We start from the raw sequence: 20,551 nt of genomic DNA on the forward strand, positions 1-20,551 counted from the left end.
GCGTTTCGTTCATAAAATTTACGGGCAATCGTAAAGCGGGTGTTTTAACCTGACCCCATAACGACAACAAACCAATCACTGCTGACAACGTGTTCCGAAAAACCAAACTGAAAACCCGAATGATCCTCACGCTCGGATTCGTCAGCGCAGCGCAGACGATCCTCATAGGCGTGTTCGCCGGCTATTACCTCAGCGACTCCCTGTTTGATGAAATCGGACAACGGGCTCTCATGGTGTCGAAGACCGTCGCGGCAGCCCCCTCGGTGATCGAGGGCGTACACGAGCGTGATATTGAAGGGCTGAACCGGCTGGCAAATCGACTGACCCGCACCAACGAAGCTTTGTTCATCGTCATTGGTGACCACCAGGGCATACGCCTGGCACACCCCTCCCCTGATCGCATTGGCCACTCCATGGCCGACGATGACGGTGACCTGGGCCGGCGTGCCCTGGTTGATGGCAAGGCCTATGTGGCAAGGGCCACGGGCAGCCTCGGCGAGTCCATGCGTGGCAAGGCCCCGGTGATCGAGCCAGAAACTGGCGAGATCATCGGCATTGTCTCCGTGGGATACGGAGTTGACCAGGTGGATGCCACCATCAAACGCTACAGCTTCGTACTGTATACCGTGGTTGGCCTTACCCTGCTGGTCAGCATACTCATCGCGATGGTGATCGCCGGGCGCTTCAAGCGCGCCATTTTCGGCCTGGAACCCGAGGAAATCGCACGCCTGTTCCAGGAGCGGGACGCCACCTTGCAGTCCGTTCGGGAGGGCATCATCGCCATCAACCGCGACGGTGTAATCACGACCTTCAACCGCACCGCCCTGGAAACCCTGGGTATCGACCCCGACACGCCGCTGTCAGGCCGTCCCATTCTCGATGTTCTGCCCGAAAGTGACCTGCTGTCGGTACTAGAATCCGGCACGCCGGACTTCGACCGCGAGGTCTGGCTGAGAAACCGACAGATGATCGTCAACCGGTTACCTGTTCGCCAGGGCGCTGAGATTACCGGTGTTGTGGCCAGTTTCAGGCTGAAGGACGAGGTGGATCAGGTCAGCCGGCAACTGACTCGCATACAACAATACGCAGATACCTTGCGAAGCCAGACTCACGAATACTCGAATAAGCTCCACACCATCGCGGGCCTGATCCAGATTGAAGCCTATGACGACGCGTTGAATCTGATCGGCAGCGAAGTCAGCGACCATCAGGCACTGATTCACCTGCTTCTGGAAGCCGTCCCCGATCCGGTTATCGCCGGTTGCCTTATGGGCAAGTACAATCGCGCCCGGGAGATGGGGCTGGGCTTACAGATCGATGCCGAAAGCCGCATGGTGGACATACCCGCCGACATGCCGCGGGATCAGTTGGTGAGTGTCCTCGGCAACCTCATCGACAACGCCCTCGAGGCGACCCTTCATCAAACGGGCGAAGGAGGACGGGTTCAGCTATCCATGACAGACTTGGGGCATGAACTGATCTTTGAGGTTGAAGATCAGGGGCCCGGTATCCCGGAAGAATCTCAACAGAAGATCTTCGAGAAAGGCGTAACCACCAAGCCGGGCGCTGAAGAACACGGTTATGGCCTGCACCTGGTGCGTCAGTTCCTGAATCGCTGGGGCGGCTCCATCACGGTGGAGAATCTACCGGGCGTGGGCTCGCGATTTACCCTTTACCTTCCGAAAACCAGTCAGGGGAGTGACAGCCATTGAATACCCTTCGGATCCTGATTGTTGAGGACGACCGGCAGATCGCCGAAATCCAGCGCCGGTTTGTTGAACGACTCGAGGATGTGGAGCTTTGCGGCATTGCCCACAGCCTGGGGGATGCACGCGACCTTATCGACGTTATGGCCCCACACCTGATCCTGCTGGATATCTATTTTCCCGACGGCAATGGTCTGGATCTGCTGCGGGAACTCCGGGCGCGGGATAGCAGCAGTGACGTTATTCTTATTACCGCCGCCAAGGAAGTGGAACCGCTCAAGAGCGCCCTGCGCGGCGGCGTCTTCGACTACATCCTCAAGCCCCTGGTTTTCGAACGCCTTGAGGAAGCCGTCAACCGTTACCGCGACCACTTGCGGCAACTGTCTGGCCTGGTGCAAATCGCCCAGAAAGAAGTCGATGCCCTGCTGCCCAGAGGGTCAAGCGAAGCCAGTCAGCCCGCACCCACAGACAGACTGCCCAAGGGCATCGATAGCATCACATTGGATAAAATTCGCGAGGTGGTTTCATCCGGCCAGTGGAGTGCCGAGGAAGTCGGCCAGGCCATGGGCGCGTCACGAACGACAGCGCGACGCTACCTGGAATTCCTCGTTGGCCGGGGGGAGTTAACCGCGGAAGTTACCTACGGCAGCGTCGGTCGACCGGAACGGCGGTATCGCGTCTGAACCCCTGCCTTTAGGGTCAATCCCGGAACTGAGACTTGTCCAGCCCGTACTTCTTCATTTTGTCGTACAGCGTCTTACGGGCAATGCCTAGCTGGACCATGGTGTCCTTAATGCTGCCATGGCAGGCATTGAGCGCACTGACGACGGCGGAACGTTCAAAGTCGTCCATCATCTCGGACAGAGTCTGGCGCCCGGACACATTGGCGGTGACGGAGGAATCGTTTTCGTCCAACGCCGCTGGCCCCAGCAGAACGTAGCGCTCGGCCAGGTTCCTTAACTCCCGCACATTCCCCGGCCAGCTATGCTGCATCAGACGCGCGGCCTGGCTGGCATCCAGCGGGATGCTTTCGCGGTCGTAGCGGGCTGCCGCAATCAGCACAAAATGGTGAAACAGTACGGGAATATCGTCCTTGCGTTCACGCAGTGGCGGAATATCCAGCTTCACCACGTTCAGCCGGTAGTACAGGTCAGCACGGAACTCGCCTTCGTCGCTGAGCTGCTTCAAGTCAGCCTTGGTGGCGGCGATAATGCGAACATCCACATTCTGCACCTGATTGCTGCCCAGGCGCTCCACACGCTGTTCTTCGAGCACCCTCAGCAGCTTTACCTGCAGGGCCATGGGCATGCTTTCCAGCTCATCCAGGAACAGAGTGCCCTTGTGCGCATACTCGATTTTTCCGATGCGGCGCTTTTCCGCACCGGTAAAGGCACCGGCTTCGTGACCGAAAAGCTCGCTCTCGATCAGATTCTCGGGCACAGCACCACAGTTGATAGCAACGAAGTTGTGAGCGCTTCGGGGGCTGTTCTCGTGGATATAGCGGGCCAAGGCATCCTTCCCCGAACCGGTCTCACCGTGCAACAGGATATTGGCGGAGATATCCAGTACCGGGTCGATGGTCGCCATCACTTTCTGCATACCGGCTGAATCCCCCAGGATTCGGGGGCCTGGCCGGGCCAGATGCTTCAGCTGGGCCTTCAGCCGCCGGTTTTCCAGCGCGAGGTGGCGCTTTTCCAATGCATGGCGAAGCAGCTCCAGAAGCTCGTCGTGATCAAAGGGTTTTTCGATGAAATCATAGGCGCCCTGCTGCATCGCGGTGACGGCCGTGCTGATATCGCCCTGCCCGGTCAGGATGATCACCGGGATGGTTTCATCCATGGCGCGAATCCTGTCGAGCATTTCCAGGCCATCCATTCCCGGCATGTTGTAGTCACATAGCACGACGCCCTCATAGTCCTGTGAGATGCTCTCAAGACCAGACCGCGCGTCCTCGAAACACGCAATGGAAAGGTCTTCCAGGGTAAGGGTTTGCGCGATGGCCTGGCGGATGTGCGGGTCATCGTCCACAAAAATTACCGATGCGTCTGTCATTCGGTGGCCTCCCGCTTTCTGAGTGTCAATACGAACTCCGCGCCCGGTCCGTCGCTCCGGTTACGCCCCGTCAGGCTGCCGCCCAGCGCGTCCACGATCTGCCGGGATATCGAAAGGCCCAGCCCGAGCCCCTGCTTTACCGATTTGGTGGTGAAAAAAGGCTCGAAGATCCGCTCCGTACTGCCCGGCAGGCCGGAACCGTTATCCCGCACAAGGCAATACCAATGCCCGTCATCTTCTTCCACATCAATGGTGATCTCCGGCCGTTCGCTGCTTTCGACTGCCTGAATAGCGTTCGCCACCAGGTTCACCATAACCTGTTCGATCCGGATCAGATCTCCATGGCACTGTACCGGTTGTTCCGGGCGGTGCCATTGAATGGAGATATCGGATCGGCTCTCCTGCGCCGCCATTATCTTTAGGGCACCGTCGACCGATTGCCGCAAATCAACCAGTGCCGGTGGCCCTTCCGATTTGCGGGCAAACACCTTGAACTGGCGGGTAAGCTCCGCCATTTTGTCACACAGGGTGATGATCTCTGAAAGGTTGGCATCCACCGTCTCCGTCGCCCCTTTCTCAAGGAACCGACGACTGTTGCGGGCATAGGTCTGAATCGCCGTGAGCGGCTGGTTAATTTCATGGTTCAGGCCTGCAGACATCTGACCAAGCACGGCAAGCTTGGCTGCCTGGATCAACTCATGCTGGGTTTCCCGGAGCTCATCGCGGGTTTTCTCCCGCTCGCGGATTTCATCCAGAAGTTGCTGGTTGGAACGCTCAAGCTCCGCCGTTCTGCTGGCGACGCTGAGCTCAAGCTGCTCTCCCCTGTGTGCCAGTTCAGCCTCCCGCCGATAGCGTTCCCGCAAATACAGCGAGGCGAGCAAGCCGACCACGAAAATCGCCACGCCCACCGCCGCAAACCCGAGCCGACTCCACAGCACAGTGCGGGTACTGACCATCACCTGAAGCGTCCAGTCCAGGCGTGGCAGGGGTGTAAGCACCCTGAGGTATTCGCGGCTTTCTCCATCGTTGTGGATACGCATGGTCCCTGCCCTGTCGGAAAGCCCCCAGGGTGATCCCAGGCTGTCGAAATCAATCGGCGAAAGCTCACGGTCAGGGTAACGCTGGCGAGACTGCTCACTGGGAGCGCCGCCGCTGTCACCGGTAAAGTTCCGGTACAGCCACTCGCTCTTGCTGGACAGGAAACTGATGCCAGCGTCGTCCAACACGACCATTTCCGAATCCCTCAATGAGGCGGGGCGACGCCACTGTGATTCCAGTTCATGCACCAGCACTTTCATGGCGATAACACCCAGAATCTCGCCGCTGTCATCACGGACAGGATGGGAGAAATACAGCCCGCGGACATCGGAGGTGACGCCCAGGGCAAAATAGATGGCGGAATCCCCGCTCGCCATGGCGTCCTGAAAATAGGGCCTGAAATCAAAGTTGCGGCCCACAAAGCTGTCCCTGCGCAGATAGTTGTTAGCCGCAATAGTGGTTCCGGAGGCATCCATAAGATAGACATCCGAACTGCCGACGATGGTCGCCATTCGCTGCATCTGGTCGTTAGCCCGCAGAAGTGTACCTGGGTCACCCGGTGATGCCAGGGCTTCTGCCAACAACGGATGCTCGGCCATCAACTCGGGGATGGGCACATACCGGTTAAGCTCATTGGCCACAAGTTGGCGATAACGAAACGACTCTTCCACGCTCTCCTGTTCAACCTGCCGGTAGCCATACCAGCCACCCAACATCCATGAGAAGGCCAGAGTCACCAGAAAAACAAGAAACGCGATAATCCGGTAGGACATACACTCCGGTTCCTGAAAAACCGTTGAAAGCCGCTAGAGTATAGCCCTGTCCGGGCCAGGGCAATCGAGTTTCAACTCGACCGCCCTGGCCCGGACACTCCAGCCGCTGCTGTTCAGGTGCTCGCCGGACGCAGTTTGCTCTGACGCTGCGCCAGGAACGCAACCACCGCCAGAGCAATACCGCTGAGGTCTGTCCATAAACCGCCTTCGATCATCAGCAACGCCGCACCGATCAGCAGAAGACGGGTGATCACACCGGCGGAGGCCCGTGCAAACCAGCCCAGCACACCACCGGACAGCATATACACTCCGAACAGAGCGGTGATCAGTGCTCGGGCGATATCAAACCAGCCGGCATCCATCAGCAAGGCGCCGTTGTAGAAAAACATGAATGGCACGATGAACGCTGCAATACCAATTCGGAACGAGGCCACGGAGGTCTCCATCGCATTGGCGCCCGAAATCCCGGCAGCCGCATAGGAGGCCAGTGCAACCGGCGGGGTAATGGCTGACACCACCGCAAAATAGAACACGAAGAAGTGTGCTGTAAGCGGCTCGATGCCCAACTGAACCAGGCCCGGGGCGACCACCGACGCGGCAACTGCGTATGCGGCGGTAGTTGGCATGCCCATACCCAACAGGATCGAGATGAACATGGCGAAGATCAGCGCCAGCAATTGGCTGGCCTCGGCCACGTCCAGCAGCAACACGGAAAACCGCGCTCCAACACCGGTCAGGGAAATGACGCCCACAATCACACCGGCCGCCGCACATACCACAATGATCTGGATGGCCATGTACGACGCAATTTCCAGCGCCTCAAGGATCTTCCGTATGCCCATTTTGTTGGGCGAGAACCAACTGACAACTGCGGCAGACACGGTGGCAAGCGTACCGGCCCGGATCACTGAGTAGCCCATGAAGAGCGCCACAATCAGAATAATAATGGGCACAAACAGGTAGCACTGCTTCACCATGGTCTTGAGCTTGGGCAACTCATCCTCGCGCATGCCACGCATGCCGGTCTTCGCCGCCTCAAAGTCCACCATGAAATAGACCGAGGCGAAGTAAAGGATGGCCGGGATGATCGCCGCAATGGCAATCTCGGTATAAGGAATGCCGGTAATCTCAGCCATGATGAAGGCGCCCGCCCCCATAATCGGTGGCATGATTTGCCCACCGGTAGAGGCTGCCGCTTCCACGGCCCCTGCCGACCGTTTGCTGTAACCCACCTTTTTCATCAGCGGAATGGTCAAGGAGCCGGTGGAGACCACGTTGCCAGCGCTGGTTCCGTTGATCATACCCATCAGGCCGGAGGCAAAAATCGACACCTTGGCCGGGCCACCCCGGGTGCGACCCGCCGCGGCGAAGGCGAAGTTCACGAAATAATCGCCCACTTTTGACGCCTGCAGGAAGGCGGCGAAGACGATAAACAGGATGATATAGGTCGACGACACGGCGGTGGTCGGGCCGAGGATACCAGCGTCGGTATACACCTGACTGAAGAAGCGCTGAACCGATAAACCAGGATAACCCAGGAAGCCAGGCAGGTAGGGCCCAAGGAAGACATATACCAGGAAGACCAGCCCGATAATGACCAGAGCCAGACCTGCCACCCGGCGAGTCAGCTCCATGATCAGGGCTGTGCCGGCAATGGCCGCGAATGAAATGCCGACCGGCGCAAACGAGGTGCCCGTGGACATGCGCATGGAGGTGTTATAAACCACCAGAAAATAGGCAGCGACCGCCACCGAACACACAATCAGCACCAGATCCGGCACACTGAAGCGGGAGCGCTCGCGCTGGTGAAACCAGCTCATCACGATACCGATCGCACTGGCGGCCAACAGCGGCCAGCCGAAATGCCAGGTTTCGAGGTCAACTGGAACTCTCTGGGTGCCATCCAGGATCATCTGGTGGAATGAAAATGTCTGGTACAGCGCGTATAGGGCCGGCACCAGAGCCACGGCACCAATCCATGTTGTCCAGCGATGGCGTGCGGGACCGTCTTCGGCGGAGACAAAACGGGCACCGGCAAACAGGATGAAGCCCAACACCAGGGCCCCCGCAATGTGGACAATCCGGAAAGACCAGGTTTCCAGCGGCGCAATGTTCAAGCTGTAAAGATGAAACGACGAGTAGGCGATGGCCAGTAACGTCACGAGTTTCAGCATACCGCCTTCAAACAGGCGGCGATTGGCCTCAACCGGCTCTTCATCGACATCGTGGGCCAGGACGTGGTCATCGCCAATGTCGTTCACCGGGTGTTCTTCGGGGTGTTGCTTGTCAGTCATGATAGACCCTGCTCACGGGGAAACGGGGCCGGCGGTTCGCCGGCTTTGCTCAGGAGGGCCACCACCGCGACCCTCCTGAGCACACGATGGTTACTGATTGATCTTGCTGTCTTCGATCGTGTAGCCGTTTTCGTTGAACCAACGAGCTGCGCCAGGATGCCAGGGCAAGACGTTGTTCTTCGTGTAGTTTTCCGGAATGGAGTTTTTGGCGGCCTTGTGGATGGACACCATCTTGTCGTTGTTCTCCATGGTCAGCTTGGTAATTTCATACACAAAGCTCTCCGGCATGTCGCAGTTGACCATGGCGAAGTTCCACATGGAGACCACGCGGGACGGCTCATTCAGGGACTGGTAGGTGCTGGCTGGAATGGTGAATTCCGATACCGGGAAATTCGCAGTCACCTTCTTGGCCTCTTCATCCGTCATGCCGATGATGGTCACATCGGTCTGCACTTCCAACTGGCTGACGGCCGGGATAGGAATACCGGCGGCAAAGGCCACCACGTCAATCAGACCATCCTGCAACTGCCCGCCCAAGTCAGACCAGCTACCGTTGCGGCGTTCAAAATTGACGCCCAGGGTTTCCATGATGCGGGGGAAATAGGTGTCGGATGTGGAGCCGGCCGGCCCGAATCCGATGGTGGCGCCATCGGGAATATCAGAGATAGACGTAATGCCGGAACTGGAAAGTGCGGTGACGGAAAACGGCGTTTCATACATGGGAAACATCGCGCACACATTGTCCATTTTCATGCCCGGTGCCAGTGGGCTGTTACCGTCGATGGACTCCTGCGCCGGCCCCATGGTGGTCAGCCCGAACTTCAGATCGCCAGTATGAACCAGCGCCATATTCTGCATCGGACCACCGGTAATTTCAGCACCACCGGATACGCCCAGGTTCTCGGCGACAAAGTTTGCCCATCCGGACCCATACGCAAAGTAGGTTCCCCCCTGACTTGCGGTACCGACCGTGAAGTTATCCGGCCAATCAGACCGGTCCTGAGCAATGGCGGGACTGGTGGCGGCAAACGTTGAGACAAATGCCATGGCAAAGACGGATTGGGTTTTCATAGAGAATGCTCCCGTTTCGTTGTGTTTGTTGGGTGCTAGAACGGAGCCCAGCAGGTTCCGGTTGGACACTTACAGCAACGAACAACAGCAACTAGCAGGCCAGATACGGCAACTAATTGATCTTACAAATATTTCATTAATAAAGCCGGGGCAGATCAAGCAGTAGCGGGTAACATTCCACCCATTTCCAGGAAGGTAATGGGTGGAGATCCACCCATATTGCACGACAAAAACCGTGTGATCAGGCTTTACCCTGTTTACTGGAACTCGAGTAGTTCTCCCAAACCAGGATCGCCGCAGCCAGATCTTCCAGCGAAACACCCACGGATTTGAACAGGGTAATGGCATCATCACCGTTGCGGCCAGCATGGGTACCACTTGCCAGTTCAGACAACTCCGCCTGAATCTTGTCCATGGCAAAAACGCCATCGTTCACAGCAAAGTGCAGATCTCCCGCTTCGCCTCTAGCGCCGGCATAAGAGTCAACAAAGACATCAGAACGAGCAACGCATTCGCTGTCGGTCTCCCGCATATTCTTTCGGAATGCCCCAACCAGATCCAGATGCGTTCCGGGTTTCAACCATTCACCCTGAATCATGGGCTGGGTTGAGAGCGTCGCCGCACTGACGATGTCCGCCTCTGGAACCACCGAGGCCAGGTTGTCGGTAGCGGTAACGGACTCAAATGCCGCCTGCCCTTTACGGTAACCCGAGTACGACCGGGCCAGATCCTCAGCTTTGCTCAGGTTGCGACCATACACCACGACCCGGCGAATCGGCCGCACCGACGCATGGGCTTCAATCAACATTGGCGCCAGCTTGCCAGTGCCCACGACAACCAGGGTCTCGGCATCTTCGCGGGCCAGGTAGCGGGCTGCCAGGGCGGAGGCCGCGGCAGTGCGCCGACGGGTCAGCTCACTACCATCAATACAGGCCAGGGGCTGGCCCGTGGCGCCATCGCTCAGCAGGTAAACGCCGCTGATCGCGGGCATGCCGCGATTCGCATTCTGGGGGAAAACGTTCACCATCTTCACCCCAAGATAGCCCGGCTGTTTACCCTGATCTTCCCACGCCGGCATCAGCAGCATCGTAGCCTCCCCGTCCTGACGCTCAACGGCATGATGGTGGCGAGGTGGTGTTACGATGCCGCCAGCGAAAGCACGTTCCAACTGGTCGACGAGCGCATTCCAGGGCAGGTTTTCGGCGACGATTTCAGGGTCGAGTATTTGCATACTTTGAGCTCCCGTTCAGGGTGCCTACAGAGAAAGGCGCCCGTGATGCATGGTTTACAAGGGCGAACACCCAGCCACTTTCTTATGTGACAGCAAGCGGTTACCACCGTCCCTGCAAAGTTGCTACGACCCGTCTACCGCCGGCCCGGTCCCGGTGTTCGCACAGATAGATCCCCTGCCAGGTGCCCAGGGCAAGGTGTCCTTCGTTCACGGGAATGGTCAGTGAGGGGCCGACCAGAACACTTTTTATATGAGCCGGCATGTCGTCCGGGCCTTCCATGGTGTGCTCATAGTGGGGCGCATTCTCGGGCACCATCACATTGAAATGGCGCTCCAGATCGCCGCGCACGTCCGGGTCGGCGTTCTCGTTAATGGCCAGGGAGGCCGACGTGTGTTGGATAAACAGGTGTAAAAGCCCCACCTGACAGTTCTGCAGGGCCGGCGCCTGGGCCAGGATTTCATTGGTTACCAGGTGAAAGCCCCTGGGTTGGGGCTTCAGTTCGATAAAGGTCTGATCCCAGATCATGTCCAACCTCGTTTCTATTTCTGCCGGTCGTCCCAGGGATGGACGGGCACCACGTCGTCGCCCACATCTCCTTCATAGCTGCTGCGGAAATAGTCCATTGCCTTCTCCGCCTCGCTGAGTTCGTCAAATCGGGCAATGTGGTAGATCGCCTCGCCCTCGTTTACCAGCGGCAGGTTATTCACACAAATAACAATGCCGGAACAGGGTGATGTCACTGCGGTTTCCGACTCGCCGAACGGGTCGGCTACCATGGCCAGTCTCTGACCTTTACGGACTTTCTGGCCAAGACTGGCAACCGGGCGCATGATGCCATCGGTGTCCGTTCGCACCCACTGCGAGTTTGCCGCCGTTTCCGAGCGTTTCCTCGGGGCCTTGGGGCCTTTCTTGGCGGGAATCATCTCCAGTTCCCGCATCACCCGGATGACCCCTTTCACGCCGCTGGAAATCACCACATCGTCAAATCGCAGGGCCTCCCCGCCCTCGAAGGTGACCACCGGAATATCCTGGGAATCAGCGTAGGCGCGAAGGCTGCCCTCCCGCAGGCTGGCGTTGATGATAATGGGCGCACCAAAGGCCTCAGCCATACGGATGGTTTCCGGGTTTTTGAGCTCCGCGCGAATCTGCGGCAAATTGAACCGGTGTATGGCGCCCGTATGCAGGTCAATAATGTGGGAGACATTCTCCATGATCTGCGTGCGCAACAGGTAGGCAATGCGACCACCGAGGGAGCCGGTTTCGCTGCCCGGGAAGCAACGGTTCAAATCCCGGCGGTCCGGAAGGTAACGGGTGCGCTGGACAAACCCGAAAATATTCACGATGGGAACCGCCACTAACGTCCCCCGCAAATGCCGCAGGGCGGAGTTGGTCAGCACCCTGCGCACAATCTCGACACCGTTGATTTCATCCCCGTGTATCGCTCCGCAAACCATCAGTACCGGCCCGCTTCGACGCCCATGAACCACTTCAACGGGAATATGCAGTGGCGTGTGGGTATATAGTTTGGCAACCGGAATCTCAACAGTCTGTCGAGTGCCGGCCTTGACCTCGTGACCGGCGATAACAAACGGCGCCCGAGCAGCCATATCAGCCTCTCCCCTTGGTGCGGGTTTTCCAGGGCTTCTGGTTTTTCTCGGTCCAGTTGATGATCATGCCGGCCACGTTCTTGCTGGTGGCATTTTCAATACCTTCCAGGCCCGGTGAGGAGTTCACTTCCATAACCAGGGGCCCGCGGCTGGAACGCAGCAGATCCACACCGGCCACGTTCAGGCCCATGGATTTTGCAGCCGTGATCGCCGTTTTGCGCTCTTCGGGGGTGATCCTCACCAGAGAGGCAGTACCGCCCCGGTGCAGGTTGGAACGGAACTCTCCTTCCCCACCCTGACGTTTCATCGCCGCAATCACCTTGTCACCAATCACGAAACAGCGGATATCGGCGCCACCGGCTTCCTTGATGAATTCCTGCACGAGAATGTCCGCTTTCAGGCCCATGAAAGCCTCAATGACACTTTCCGCCGCTTTGCGGGTTTCGGCCAGCACCACGCCAATGCCCTGGGTGCCCTGCAGCAGTTTAATAACGACGGGAGCACCGCCCACCATCTGCAGCAGTTCCGGCACGTTGTCCGGCTTGTTGGCGAAGCCGGTCACCGGCATGCCAACGCCCTTTCGGGCCAGCAACTGCAATGAACGCAGCTTGTCCCGAGAGCGGGTAATGGCCACGGACTCATTGACGGGGAAAACGCCCATCATCTCGAACTGCCGCAACACGGCCGTCCCGTAGAAGGTCACCGACGCGCCAATACGGGGGATCACCACATCGAAATCTTCCAGGACTTCCTCGTGGTAGTGAATGCGAGGGTCCGCGGACGTGATGTTCATGGAGCAGTGCAGGCAATCGATCACCTTCACTTCGTGGCCCCGATTGATCCCTTCCTCCACCAGACGACGAGTTGAGTAGAGATGACGGTTACGCGACAGAATCGCAATTTTCATGTTTTCGTCCTTAGGGCCGGCTCGCCGGCAAGATAGGAACATTCAGGAAGAACAATGGCGCGCCTGGCCATTGCCGTTCGACCAAGCAGCATACGGAAACGCATGGAGTCACGATTGGTCAATGTCATTTCGATGGGCCACTCGATGTTGCCGAGCACCAACCGGGTTTCGATCACCAGGCGCAGTTCTTTATGACCACCGGAGTCCGAGACGTTGCGCTCATCCAGAACCGCCGCATCGCACTCCACCACGTGATGTAGATCGTTCTGAACCGGGTGCACCCAAAAGCGGACCCGGCGCTGACCGCTCTCTGTGTAGGGTTCGGTACGGAAGGTATGCAGACAAGAGGTGCGGGCACCGGTATCCACTTTCGCCTTGATCCGGGAAATGTCGAACTCCGGCAGGGCAACCCACTCGCGCCAGCCCAATGCCAGCTTTCCGTCTGTGTCCGGCACCGGGCCGGCTTTCGAGGCATCATCCATTCTGGTCGGCATCCGGGCCTCCCTTGTTGGTTGTGGTTTCCGGCCGAAGCAGCTCCACCCGGAAGGGCTCGGAATGGCTTCCGGCATAAATGCTCGTATGAGGGAAGGGTATTTCAACGCCCTCCTCATCAAGCGTTTTCTTGATGGCCACCATCATCTGGCTACGACCCTCCAACACTTTGTTGCTGGGCACCCAGAACGAGAACTGCAGGTCCACTGAGGATGGACCAAACCCGGTGACCAGTACAAATGCCTTCGGCTCTTCCAGACTCGCACTGTTCTGTCTCGCGAGCTCAAGAAGCAGTTTTTCAACCCGCTCCACATCCTCGGCGTAGGCAATGCCCACCGTCAGATCCATACGACGGATGGGAAAGCGTGAGCGGTTGACCACGCGGGTCTTGATCAGGGTTTCATTGGGAATACGCACATACAGGTTGTCCGGCGTGCGCAACTTCACACTTAGCATATCAATGGAAACCACCTCGCCAATGGTGTTCTCCACTTCAATAAAGTTACCTATTTCAAATGGCTTCTCCACCAGCAGGAACAGACCGCTGATCATATTGGAGGCGGACGTCTGGGAGGCGAAACCAATAGCAACCGTCAGTATACCGGCGGCACCGAGCACCACGTCGAGAGAGAAGCCGGCTTCACGCAAGGCGGCGACGAAGAATATGGCCAGCACGATGTAGAAAACCAGCCGCCTCAACATCACCGTGTGGTGCCGTGACGCACGGTCCTCCATGAAGCGGGTAACTCCACGGGCCGCAAATGAAGCCAGCACAATGCCAAGAATCAACAGGAACAGGGTGCTGATCCACTTGCCCCAGGCAATGGCACCAAAAAACTGCATCAGGCTGCTTTCAAACTGCTCAATCAAGGAGGTAACTCCGTTTACGGATTCGATGTCGACAATTGGCCGATGATATCAGCCAAATATACGGTCGTAGGCTCGTACCAACCCGCCACGGGAGGTTTGTTCCCGCGCCGGCGAAATAAGCTCGCACTGCCCGGCAGCAGCAATAAGCGACTGGTCAATCTTCAGGCGTGCTGAGTTCATATCGGTTTCGCAGGTCACCGTCACACGCGGTGTCCATAGCTGCCCCTTGTCATTGCGATGAAGGGACAGCAACGGGGTGGGCAGATTGAACCGCTCCAGCAACAGCGGTTCCTGTCGTTCATTGACGATCCGCACCGGGGTAATCGCCCGCCAGGGACGTTTGGGCACAGCTTCGAGCACCAGGCGCGCAAACGTGGCGGCGGAGTAGCACAGCTCGCCTTCCATGGTGGTTCTTCCCACCCAGGTCAACGACGGATCTGCCAGCGGCAGTTCCATCAGGTGCGTGCCTTTGCTTCCAGCCTGGATTCGCATCCACAGGAGGGTGCCCACGTAAATGGTGCACTCACTCTCGGCGGGGATGGTCAGCGGCTGATAGGGACGTATCACCGTAGCAAGGCTGGACATCGCTGGCAGGTAGCAAACCTGACTGCCATCATCCGGCCGTACGAACCGATGAACCTCCAGATCCGCATCGGGTAGCGTGTGGGTTACCCTTTGCTGCCAACGCTCCTGATTGTCGTCTTCGGGCATACGCTGGTAGCGGATCAGCCATTCCTGATCCAGCAGGGTTATCCAGATTCGGGTGTGGCTGAGTTCGTGGTATTGCGTCTGCCCGGGTTCCAATGTGTAAGGCGTTGCCCAGTGGCCATCCTGCATCGTTCGCTGTGTGTCCAGACTCGTCGTCATTCCGGCCCTTTGTCCATAAATTCTTCCATTAACTATAATCCAATCAGCACGTTCCAGCGAATATCCATCCGTAACTGTCGATCCGCCATCAAACTCAGGAAGCTCAATGACTCAGCTCGTATGGTTCCGAAACGACCTGCGCGTTGCCGACAACGCTGCCCTTACGGCAGCCTGCAAGCAACAGCAACCGGTGCAGGCCTGTTTTATCGTAACCCCGGCTCAGTGGCAGGAGCATGATTGGTCTCCGGCGCGGGTTCAATTTGTGCTGGACCACGCCAATGCGCTGTCGGAAGAACTGGCGAAATTAGGCATACCCCTATCATTCATGACCGCAACCACGTTCGCCGAGAGCGTTGAAAAACTGGAAAAATTCTGCCGGCGCGAGAGTATCCGGCATGTGCATTTCAATGAGGAATACGGAGTTAACGAAAGGCGCCGCGACAAGGCCGTAAAACACACCCTTGATGATATTGGCGTGGCGGTGAATAAATACCGGGACCAGACGGTAGCGCCTGTTGGCACCATCCTTACTCAACAGGGTGAGCCCTATTCCGTGTTCACCCCGTTTTCCCGTCGGTGGCGAAGCTGGGTTGATGAGGCGCAGCCAACCCTCTTTCCCGTTCCCAAGCCCGTCGGCGAGCCTGTTAAGCCTCTTTATTATGTAGGCCTGCCAAAATGCTTCGATAATCCACCACCCCGGCTTGTTGAAACGGGCGAGGACGCCGCCCACCAGCAACTGGAACAGTTCCTCGACGACCACGGCGGGGACTATAAGGATCTGCGCGACCTGCCATCCGTAGATGGTACCAGCCTGCTCTCCCCTTACCTGGCCAACGGGGTGCTTTCCGGCAAACAGTGCCTGATTGCCGCCCGCCAGCAGCAAGGTATGGGAGGCAACCAGGAAGGCCTGGCCACCTGGACCAATGAAATTGCCTGGCGGGATTTCTACATCAATATCCTTTACCACTACCCCAGGATTAGTATGCACCGGGCGTTCAAACCGGAGACCGAGGCCCTGCAATGGAATACACCCGGCGAGAACTTCGAAGCCTGGAAATCGGGCAACACCGGCATCCCCATTGTCGACGCCGCCATGCGCCAACTGAACCAGACCGGCTGGATGCACAACCGGCTGCGCATGATCACGGCGATGTTTCTCACCAAAAACCTGTTCATCGACTGGCGACTGGGTGAGGCCTATTTCATGTCAAAACTGGTGGACGGCTTCCTGGCCTCCAACAACGGGGGCTGGCAATGGAGCGCCTCCACCGGCACCGATGCGGCGCCGTATTTTCGGGTATTCAATCCGGCCACTCAGAGTGAGCGGTTTGATCCGGATGGCGAATTCATCCGCAAATACGTTCCCGAGATCGCAAAGCTGGACAATAAACGGATTCACCAACCCTGGGCCGGTGGTGTGATTCCCGGTGGGTATCCACGACCTATCGTTGACCTGAAAGAAAGCAGGAAAGAGGCAATTTCAAAGTTTCAGGCCCTGAAAAATTAAAGCGCCGGCTTCGTCGTTGGGAGGAAACGGCCGGCTGGGGGAAGGCTCTGCCAAAACACGCTGTGAATACGTCCATGTACGCTCGGCTCCGCCATCCATGGCTCCGCACGGTTTTGGCAGAGCCTTCCCCCAGCCCGCCTTATGCTGACTCTCTGCTTTTGCAGACTGGACATTCTGGGTCTCTGGCGAGTTTCATTTCCCGCCATTCCATTTGCCAGACGTCAAGAATGAGCAGGCGCCCAATCAACGGTTTGCCGACACCGGTGATGACTTTCACGGCTTCCATTGCCTGGGAAGCGCCGATCATGCCAACGAGGGGGCCGATAACACCAGCTTCGGAACAGGTCAGGTCTTCGTTGCCCTGTTCTGAGTAAAGACAGTGGTAACAGGGACTGCTGTCATCGCGGACGTCATAAACCGACAGTTGCCCTTCCCCACGAATGGCTGCGCCAGATACCAGTGGGACGCGGGCAGCAACACACGCGCGGTTGAGGGCGAAGCGGGTATTGAAGTTGTCGGTGCAGTCGACCACCAGGGTCGCCGAGTTTACCTGCCGCTGAAGTTCATCGCCTTCCAGGCGTTCAGTAAGGGTTGCCACCGACACATCGGGGTTTATGCGCCTAACGCGGTCAGCCAGATGTTCGGCTTTGGATTCACCCAGGTCGGACTGTTCGAATGCGATCTGGCGCTGCAGATTGGCGATCTCGATCTGGTCGTCGTCGACCAGCGTCATGTGCCCAATCCCGGCGGCCCCGAGGTAGAGGGCTACTGGGCAACCCAAACCGCCAGCACCGACCACCAGCACTCTTGCGGACTTGAGCTTGGCCTGGCCTGCGATATCAAACCGGGGCATCAGGATCTGGCGACTGTAGCGCAGCAGTTCCTCATCGTTCAGCATCTTGTTTTCTCCCAAGGGTGAAGCGGTCACGCCGGCCGTAGTCCTGGCGGGTTTCCACACAGGCCAATCCCGCATCGGTAAAAAGCTGCCGCACTGCCGCTCCCTGTTCATAGCCGTGTTCCAGTATCAACCAGCCCCCAAGCGAGAGCCAAGCGGGGGCTTCGGCGGTTATCCGCCGGATATCGTCGAGGCCGTCATCGCCGGCCACCAGGGCCGACGCCGGTTCGAAGCGCACATCGCCCTCTCCCAGGTGGACATCATTCCCTGCGATGTACGGTGGATTGGAAACGATGAGATCAAAAGCAACTGATGGTAAACCCTCAAACCAGTTGCTTTGCCGCACCGTCACCGGTAGGCCCAACCGGTCGGCGTTGTCGGTCGCCAGGTCTACTGCTTCCCGGACGGCGTCACAGGCGGAAACCCGCCAGCCGGGTCGCTCGCTGGTCAGAGCCAGTGCGATGGCACCCGTGCCGGTACCAAGATCCAGCACATTGGCATTTCTCGGTAGATCCAGCGCCAGCGCTGCCTCCACCAGGCATTCAGTATCCGGGCGGGGAATCAGTGTGGATGGATTGACCTTCAGCGGGAGTGACCAGAATTCCTGTTCACCCAGCAGGTGTGCAATCGGGTGGCCTTCACAGCGTCGTTCCACAAGGGTTCTGAAGCGGTCGACCAGGGCCACGTCCACCTCACGCTCGGGCCAGGCCCGGAAAGTGGTTCGGGACCAACCCGTCACATAACCCAGTAGTAGCTCAGCATCGAGGCGCGGAGAATCACCGCCAATAAGCCCGGCAGCTTCTGTCAGCAACGCCTCACAGGCCAGGGGTTTGTCAATCATCAGCCAGGGAGGCCAACAGATCGGCCTGGTGTTCCTGCTGCAAAGGCATGATGACGGCATCAAGATCACCGGAGATAACCTCATCCAGCTTGTACAGCGTCAGGTTGATGCGGTGGTCGGTCACCCGCCCCTGGGGGAAGTTATAGGTGCGGATTCGCTCTGAGCGATCGCCACTGCCCACCAGGCTCTTGCGGGTGGCCGCCATGGTTTTCTGCTGGCGTTCAATTTCCTCATTCTGGAGGCGCGATGCCAGGAAACTCATCGCTTTGGCCCGATTCTTGTGCTGGGAACGTTCTTCCTGACACTCCACAACAATGCCCGTGGGAATATGGGTAATACGAATCGCCGAATCAGTCTTGTTGACGTGCTGACCGCCGGCGCCAGAAGCTCGGAAGGTATCCACCCGCAGGTCGGACTTGTTGATTTCAACGGCCTCGGTTTCATCCGCCTCCGGCATCACCGCTACCGTGCAGGCGGAGGTGTGAATTCGGCCCTGGGATTCGGTCTCCGGCACCCGCTGTACCCGGTGGGCACCGGATTCAAACTTCAGTGCCCCATAGACCGCACTACCAGCAATGCGGGCAATGATTTCCTTGTAACCGCCGTGCTCACCATCGTTGGCGCTGATAACCTCAACCTGCCAGCGCTGGCGTTCGGCATAACGCATGTACATCTTGAACAGGTCACCGGCGAAAATCGCCGCCTCATCGCCCCCGGTGCCGGCACGAACCTCCAGGAATACGTTCTTGCCATCGTTGGGGTCCTTGGGCAGCATCAGGCGCTGGAGCTCTTCGTCCAGTTCCTCGCTCTTCTGTTCCGCCAGGCCCAACTCCTCTTCCGCCATGGCTCGCATGTCGGCGTCACCGTCGCGGGCCAGTTCAGTGGCTTCCTTAACATCGTCACGGGATTTCTGCCATGCCTGGAAGCAGTAAACGATGGGTTCAATCTCGGCAAATTCCCGGGACAGGTCGCGGAATTTATCCTGGTTGGCAATAGTACCCTGATCGCTCAGCAACGCGCTGACTTCCTCGAAGCGGTCAACAAGCTGCTCGAGGCGGGACTGAATCGATGACTTCATAGTTTTTCCGGGGTGATGGGCGCGTCGGCATCCAGCACATCAAGCTGATGCAGCTCTCTGAGCCATTGAGTGACTTCGGTTCTGCCCTCCGTGGTGGCCTTGCGGACCTGGATGGACGGCTCGTGCAGTAATTTGTTGGTCAACCCCCGGGCCATGCTTCGCATCACGGTTTCGGGGTCTGCGCCATTACGCAGGGCGCGAATGGCCTTTTCGGTCTCCCCGTCTCTCAGGGCTTCGGCCCGCTGACGGAACTGCTTGAGGGTGGAGACAGCATCCAGGGCCCGTAGCTGGCTCAAGAACTGCTGTACGCCATCAGCAACCATGTTCTCGGCTTCCCGCGCGGCGCCCTCTCGGGAACGAACGTTCTCCTCGATAACCTGCCGCAAGTCGTCAACGGTGTAGAGATAGACATCAGCCAGGGAACCCACCTCGGGTTCGATATCCCTGGGAACGGCGATATCCACCATGAAATAGGGGCGATGCTTGCGCTTTTTAAGCGCACGCTCCACGGCGCCCTTGCCAAGGATAGGCAACGGGCTGGCAGTGGAGGAAATGATGATGTCCACGTTTGCCAGGTGTTCTGGAATGTCGGAGAGCATAATGCCCTGCCCGCCACGGGAGTCCGCCAGCGCCTGGGCACGTTCCAGGGTACGATTGGCGACCAGGAAGTTTTTCACGCCAGCGTCGGCCAGATGCCTCGCGACCAGCTCAATGGTTTTGCCGGCGCCAATCAGCAAGGCTCGATTGCGGGACATATCCGCGAAGATGTGGTGCGCCATGCTGACCGCAGCGTAGGCCACCGACACCGGGTTTTCGCCAATAGCAGTCTGCGTGCGCACCCGCTTGGCGACGGAGAACGTATGTTCGAACAGACGGGACAGGAACGCACCGCTCGCCTCATGCTCGCGAGCGAGGGCATAGGCGTCCTTGAGCTGGCCGAGAATTTGCGGCTCTCCAAGCACCATGGAGTCCAGCCCCGACGCAACCCGCATGATGTGGCGCACGGCGTCTGAGTCCCGATGTACGTAGAGCACGTCTTCCAGGTCTGCCGCCTCCATGTCATGAAACCCCGCCAACCACCGCAATACCGCCGGGGCACAGTCGTCATCTCCGGCCAGATACAGTTCGGTGCGGTTGCAGGTAGACAGGATCGCCGCCTCGCTGGCGCCGGAAGTGGCACGCAGTTCGGCAAACGCCTCGGCCATACGCTCGGGCGTGAACGCGACGCGCTCACGCAACTCTACCGGTGCGGTGCGATGATTGATTCCGAGGGTGACCAGTGCCATATCGGGGTTAGACTGCCTTATCTTTGACGACGGTT

The 20,551-nt window shown here is 58.3% G+C and carries 18 protein-coding genes; 3 read left to right on the forward strand and 15 right to left on the reverse strand.

Annotated elements, in window-relative coordinates:
• Positions 1–119 precede the first annotated feature (119 nt).
• Positions 120–1,712 (forward strand): sensor histidine kinase, encoded by a 1,593-nt coding sequence (locus SIC19_RS04855; protein ID WP_075195995.1) that lies wholly within the window; start codon positions 120–122, stop codon positions 1,710–1,712.
• Positions 1,709–2,389, forward strand: a complete 681-nt coding sequence (locus SIC19_RS04860) for a response regulator (RefSeq protein WP_075195996.1) — start codon at positions 1,709–1,711, stop codon at positions 2,387–2,389. Before SIC19_RS04855 ends, SIC19_RS04860 begins: the two co-directional genes overlap by 4 nt.
• Before the next feature lie 16 nt (positions 2,390–2,405).
• On the opposite strand, the gene SIC19_RS04865 is transcribed toward SIC19_RS04860, so the two are convergent.
• From SIC19_RS04865 to SIC19_RS04915, 11 genes are all read right to left on the reverse strand, one after another.
• Positions 2,406–3,758 carry a sigma-54-dependent transcriptional regulator gene (locus SIC19_RS04865; RefSeq protein ID WP_075195997.1) on the reverse strand — a complete coding sequence of 451 codons (1,353 nt, stop codon included), beginning with the start codon at positions 3,756–3,758 and terminating at the stop codon, positions 2,406–2,408.
• Positions 3,755–5,569, reverse strand: coding sequence for a sensor histidine kinase (locus SIC19_RS04870; protein WP_075195998.1), 1,815 nt, complete (start codon positions 5,567–5,569; stop codon positions 3,755–3,757). The genes SIC19_RS04865 and SIC19_RS04870 overlap by 4 nt, the downstream gene beginning before the upstream one ends.
• 113 nt (positions 5,570–5,682) lie before the next feature.
• The gene (locus tag SIC19_RS04875; protein ID WP_075195999.1) at positions 5,683–7,863 is read right to left on the reverse strand and encodes a TRAP transporter permease; all 2,181 of its coding nucleotides are present in this window, start codon (positions 7,861–7,863) and stop codon (positions 5,683–5,685) included.
• A gap of 90 nt (positions 7,864–7,953) precedes the next feature.
• On the reverse strand, positions 7,954–8,934 hold the full coding sequence (locus SIC19_RS04880) for a TAXI family TRAP transporter solute-binding subunit (protein WP_036204049.1): 981 nt from the start codon (positions 8,932–8,934) through the stop codon (positions 7,954–7,956).
• A gap of 241 nt (positions 8,935–9,175) precedes the next feature.
• Entirely contained in the window at positions 9,176–10,165 is a 990-nt protein-coding gene (locus SIC19_RS04885; RefSeq protein ID WP_075196000.1) for an ornithine cyclodeaminase family protein, read from the reverse strand.
• A gap of 100 nt (positions 10,166–10,265) precedes the next feature.
• The gene (locus SIC19_RS04890; protein ID WP_075196001.1) at positions 10,266–10,691 is read right to left on the reverse strand and encodes a secondary thiamine-phosphate synthase enzyme YjbQ; all 426 of its coding nucleotides are present in this window, start codon (positions 10,689–10,691) and stop codon (positions 10,266–10,268) included.
• Between the two features lie 14 nt (positions 10,692–10,705).
• Positions 10,706–11,773, reverse strand: a complete 1,068-nt coding sequence (locus SIC19_RS04895; RefSeq protein WP_036204041.1) for a succinylglutamate desuccinylase/aspartoacylase family protein — start codon at positions 11,771–11,773, stop codon at positions 10,706–10,708.
• A 1-nt stretch (position 11,774) separates the two neighbouring features.
• Complete coding sequence (gene rimK, locus SIC19_RS04900; RefSeq protein ID WP_036204038.1) at positions 11,775–12,680, reverse strand: 30S ribosomal protein S6--L-glutamate ligase; 906 nt, start codon at positions 12,678–12,680, stop codon at positions 11,775–11,777.
• On the reverse strand, positions 12,677–13,162 hold the full coding sequence (locus tag SIC19_RS04905; protein WP_087148985.1) for an ATP-dependent zinc protease: 486 nt from the start codon (positions 13,160–13,162) through the stop codon (positions 12,677–12,679). The genes rimK and SIC19_RS04905 overlap by 4 nt, the downstream gene beginning before the upstream one ends.
• Positions 13,155–14,015, reverse strand: a complete 861-nt coding sequence (locus tag SIC19_RS04910) for a mechanosensitive ion channel family protein (RefSeq protein WP_041336562.1) — start codon at positions 14,013–14,015, stop codon at positions 13,155–13,157. The genes SIC19_RS04905 and SIC19_RS04910 overlap by 8 nt, the downstream gene beginning before the upstream one ends.
• 75 nt (positions 14,016–14,090) lie before the next feature.
• Positions 14,091–14,909, reverse strand: a complete 819-nt coding sequence (locus SIC19_RS04915; protein ID WP_036204032.1) for a hypothetical protein — start codon at positions 14,907–14,909, stop codon at positions 14,091–14,093.
• A gap of 106 nt (positions 14,910–15,015) precedes the next feature.
• Between SIC19_RS04915 and phrB the strand changes: the two genes are divergently transcribed.
• Positions 15,016–16,416: a deoxyribodipyrimidine photo-lyase gene (phrB, locus tag SIC19_RS04920; RefSeq protein ID WP_075196002.1), complete on the forward strand. Its 1,401-nt coding sequence runs from the start codon at positions 15,016–15,018 to the stop codon at positions 16,414–16,416.
• A gap of 139 nt (positions 16,417–16,555) precedes the next feature.
• On the opposite strand, the gene SIC19_RS04925 is transcribed toward phrB, so the two are convergent.
• From SIC19_RS04925 to hemA, 4 genes are read right to left on the reverse strand one after another with little or no spacing between them, the layout of a single operon-like run.
• Positions 16,556–17,314: a HesA/MoeB/ThiF family protein gene (locus SIC19_RS04925; RefSeq protein WP_075196003.1), complete on the reverse strand. Its 759-nt coding sequence runs from the start codon at positions 17,312–17,314 to the stop codon at positions 16,556–16,558.
• A complete protein-coding gene (gene prmC / locus SIC19_RS04930) occupies positions 17,301–18,152 on the reverse strand; it encodes a peptide chain release factor N(5)-glutamine methyltransferase (protein WP_075196004.1) in 852 nt (283 codons plus the stop codon). Before prmC ends, SIC19_RS04925 begins: the two co-directional genes overlap by 14 nt.
• Positions 18,145–19,230, reverse strand: a complete 1,086-nt coding sequence (prfA, locus tag SIC19_RS04935) for a peptide chain release factor 1 (RefSeq protein WP_075196005.1) — start codon at positions 19,228–19,230, stop codon at positions 18,145–18,147. The genes prmC and prfA overlap by 8 nt, the downstream gene beginning before the upstream one ends.
• On the reverse strand, positions 19,227–20,516 hold the full coding sequence (gene hemA, locus SIC19_RS04940; RefSeq protein ID WP_007155284.1) for a glutamyl-tRNA reductase: 1,290 nt from the start codon (positions 20,514–20,516) through the stop codon (positions 19,227–19,229). Before hemA ends, prfA begins: the two co-directional genes overlap by 4 nt.
• Positions 20,517–20,551 lie beyond the last annotated feature (35 nt).

Origin of the sequence: Marinobacter sp. MIT930201 (genome assembly GCF_047122665.1) — a bacterium.
Classification (GTDB): domain Bacteria; phylum Pseudomonadota; class Gammaproteobacteria; order Pseudomonadales; family Oleiphilaceae; genus Marinobacter; species Marinobacter salarius.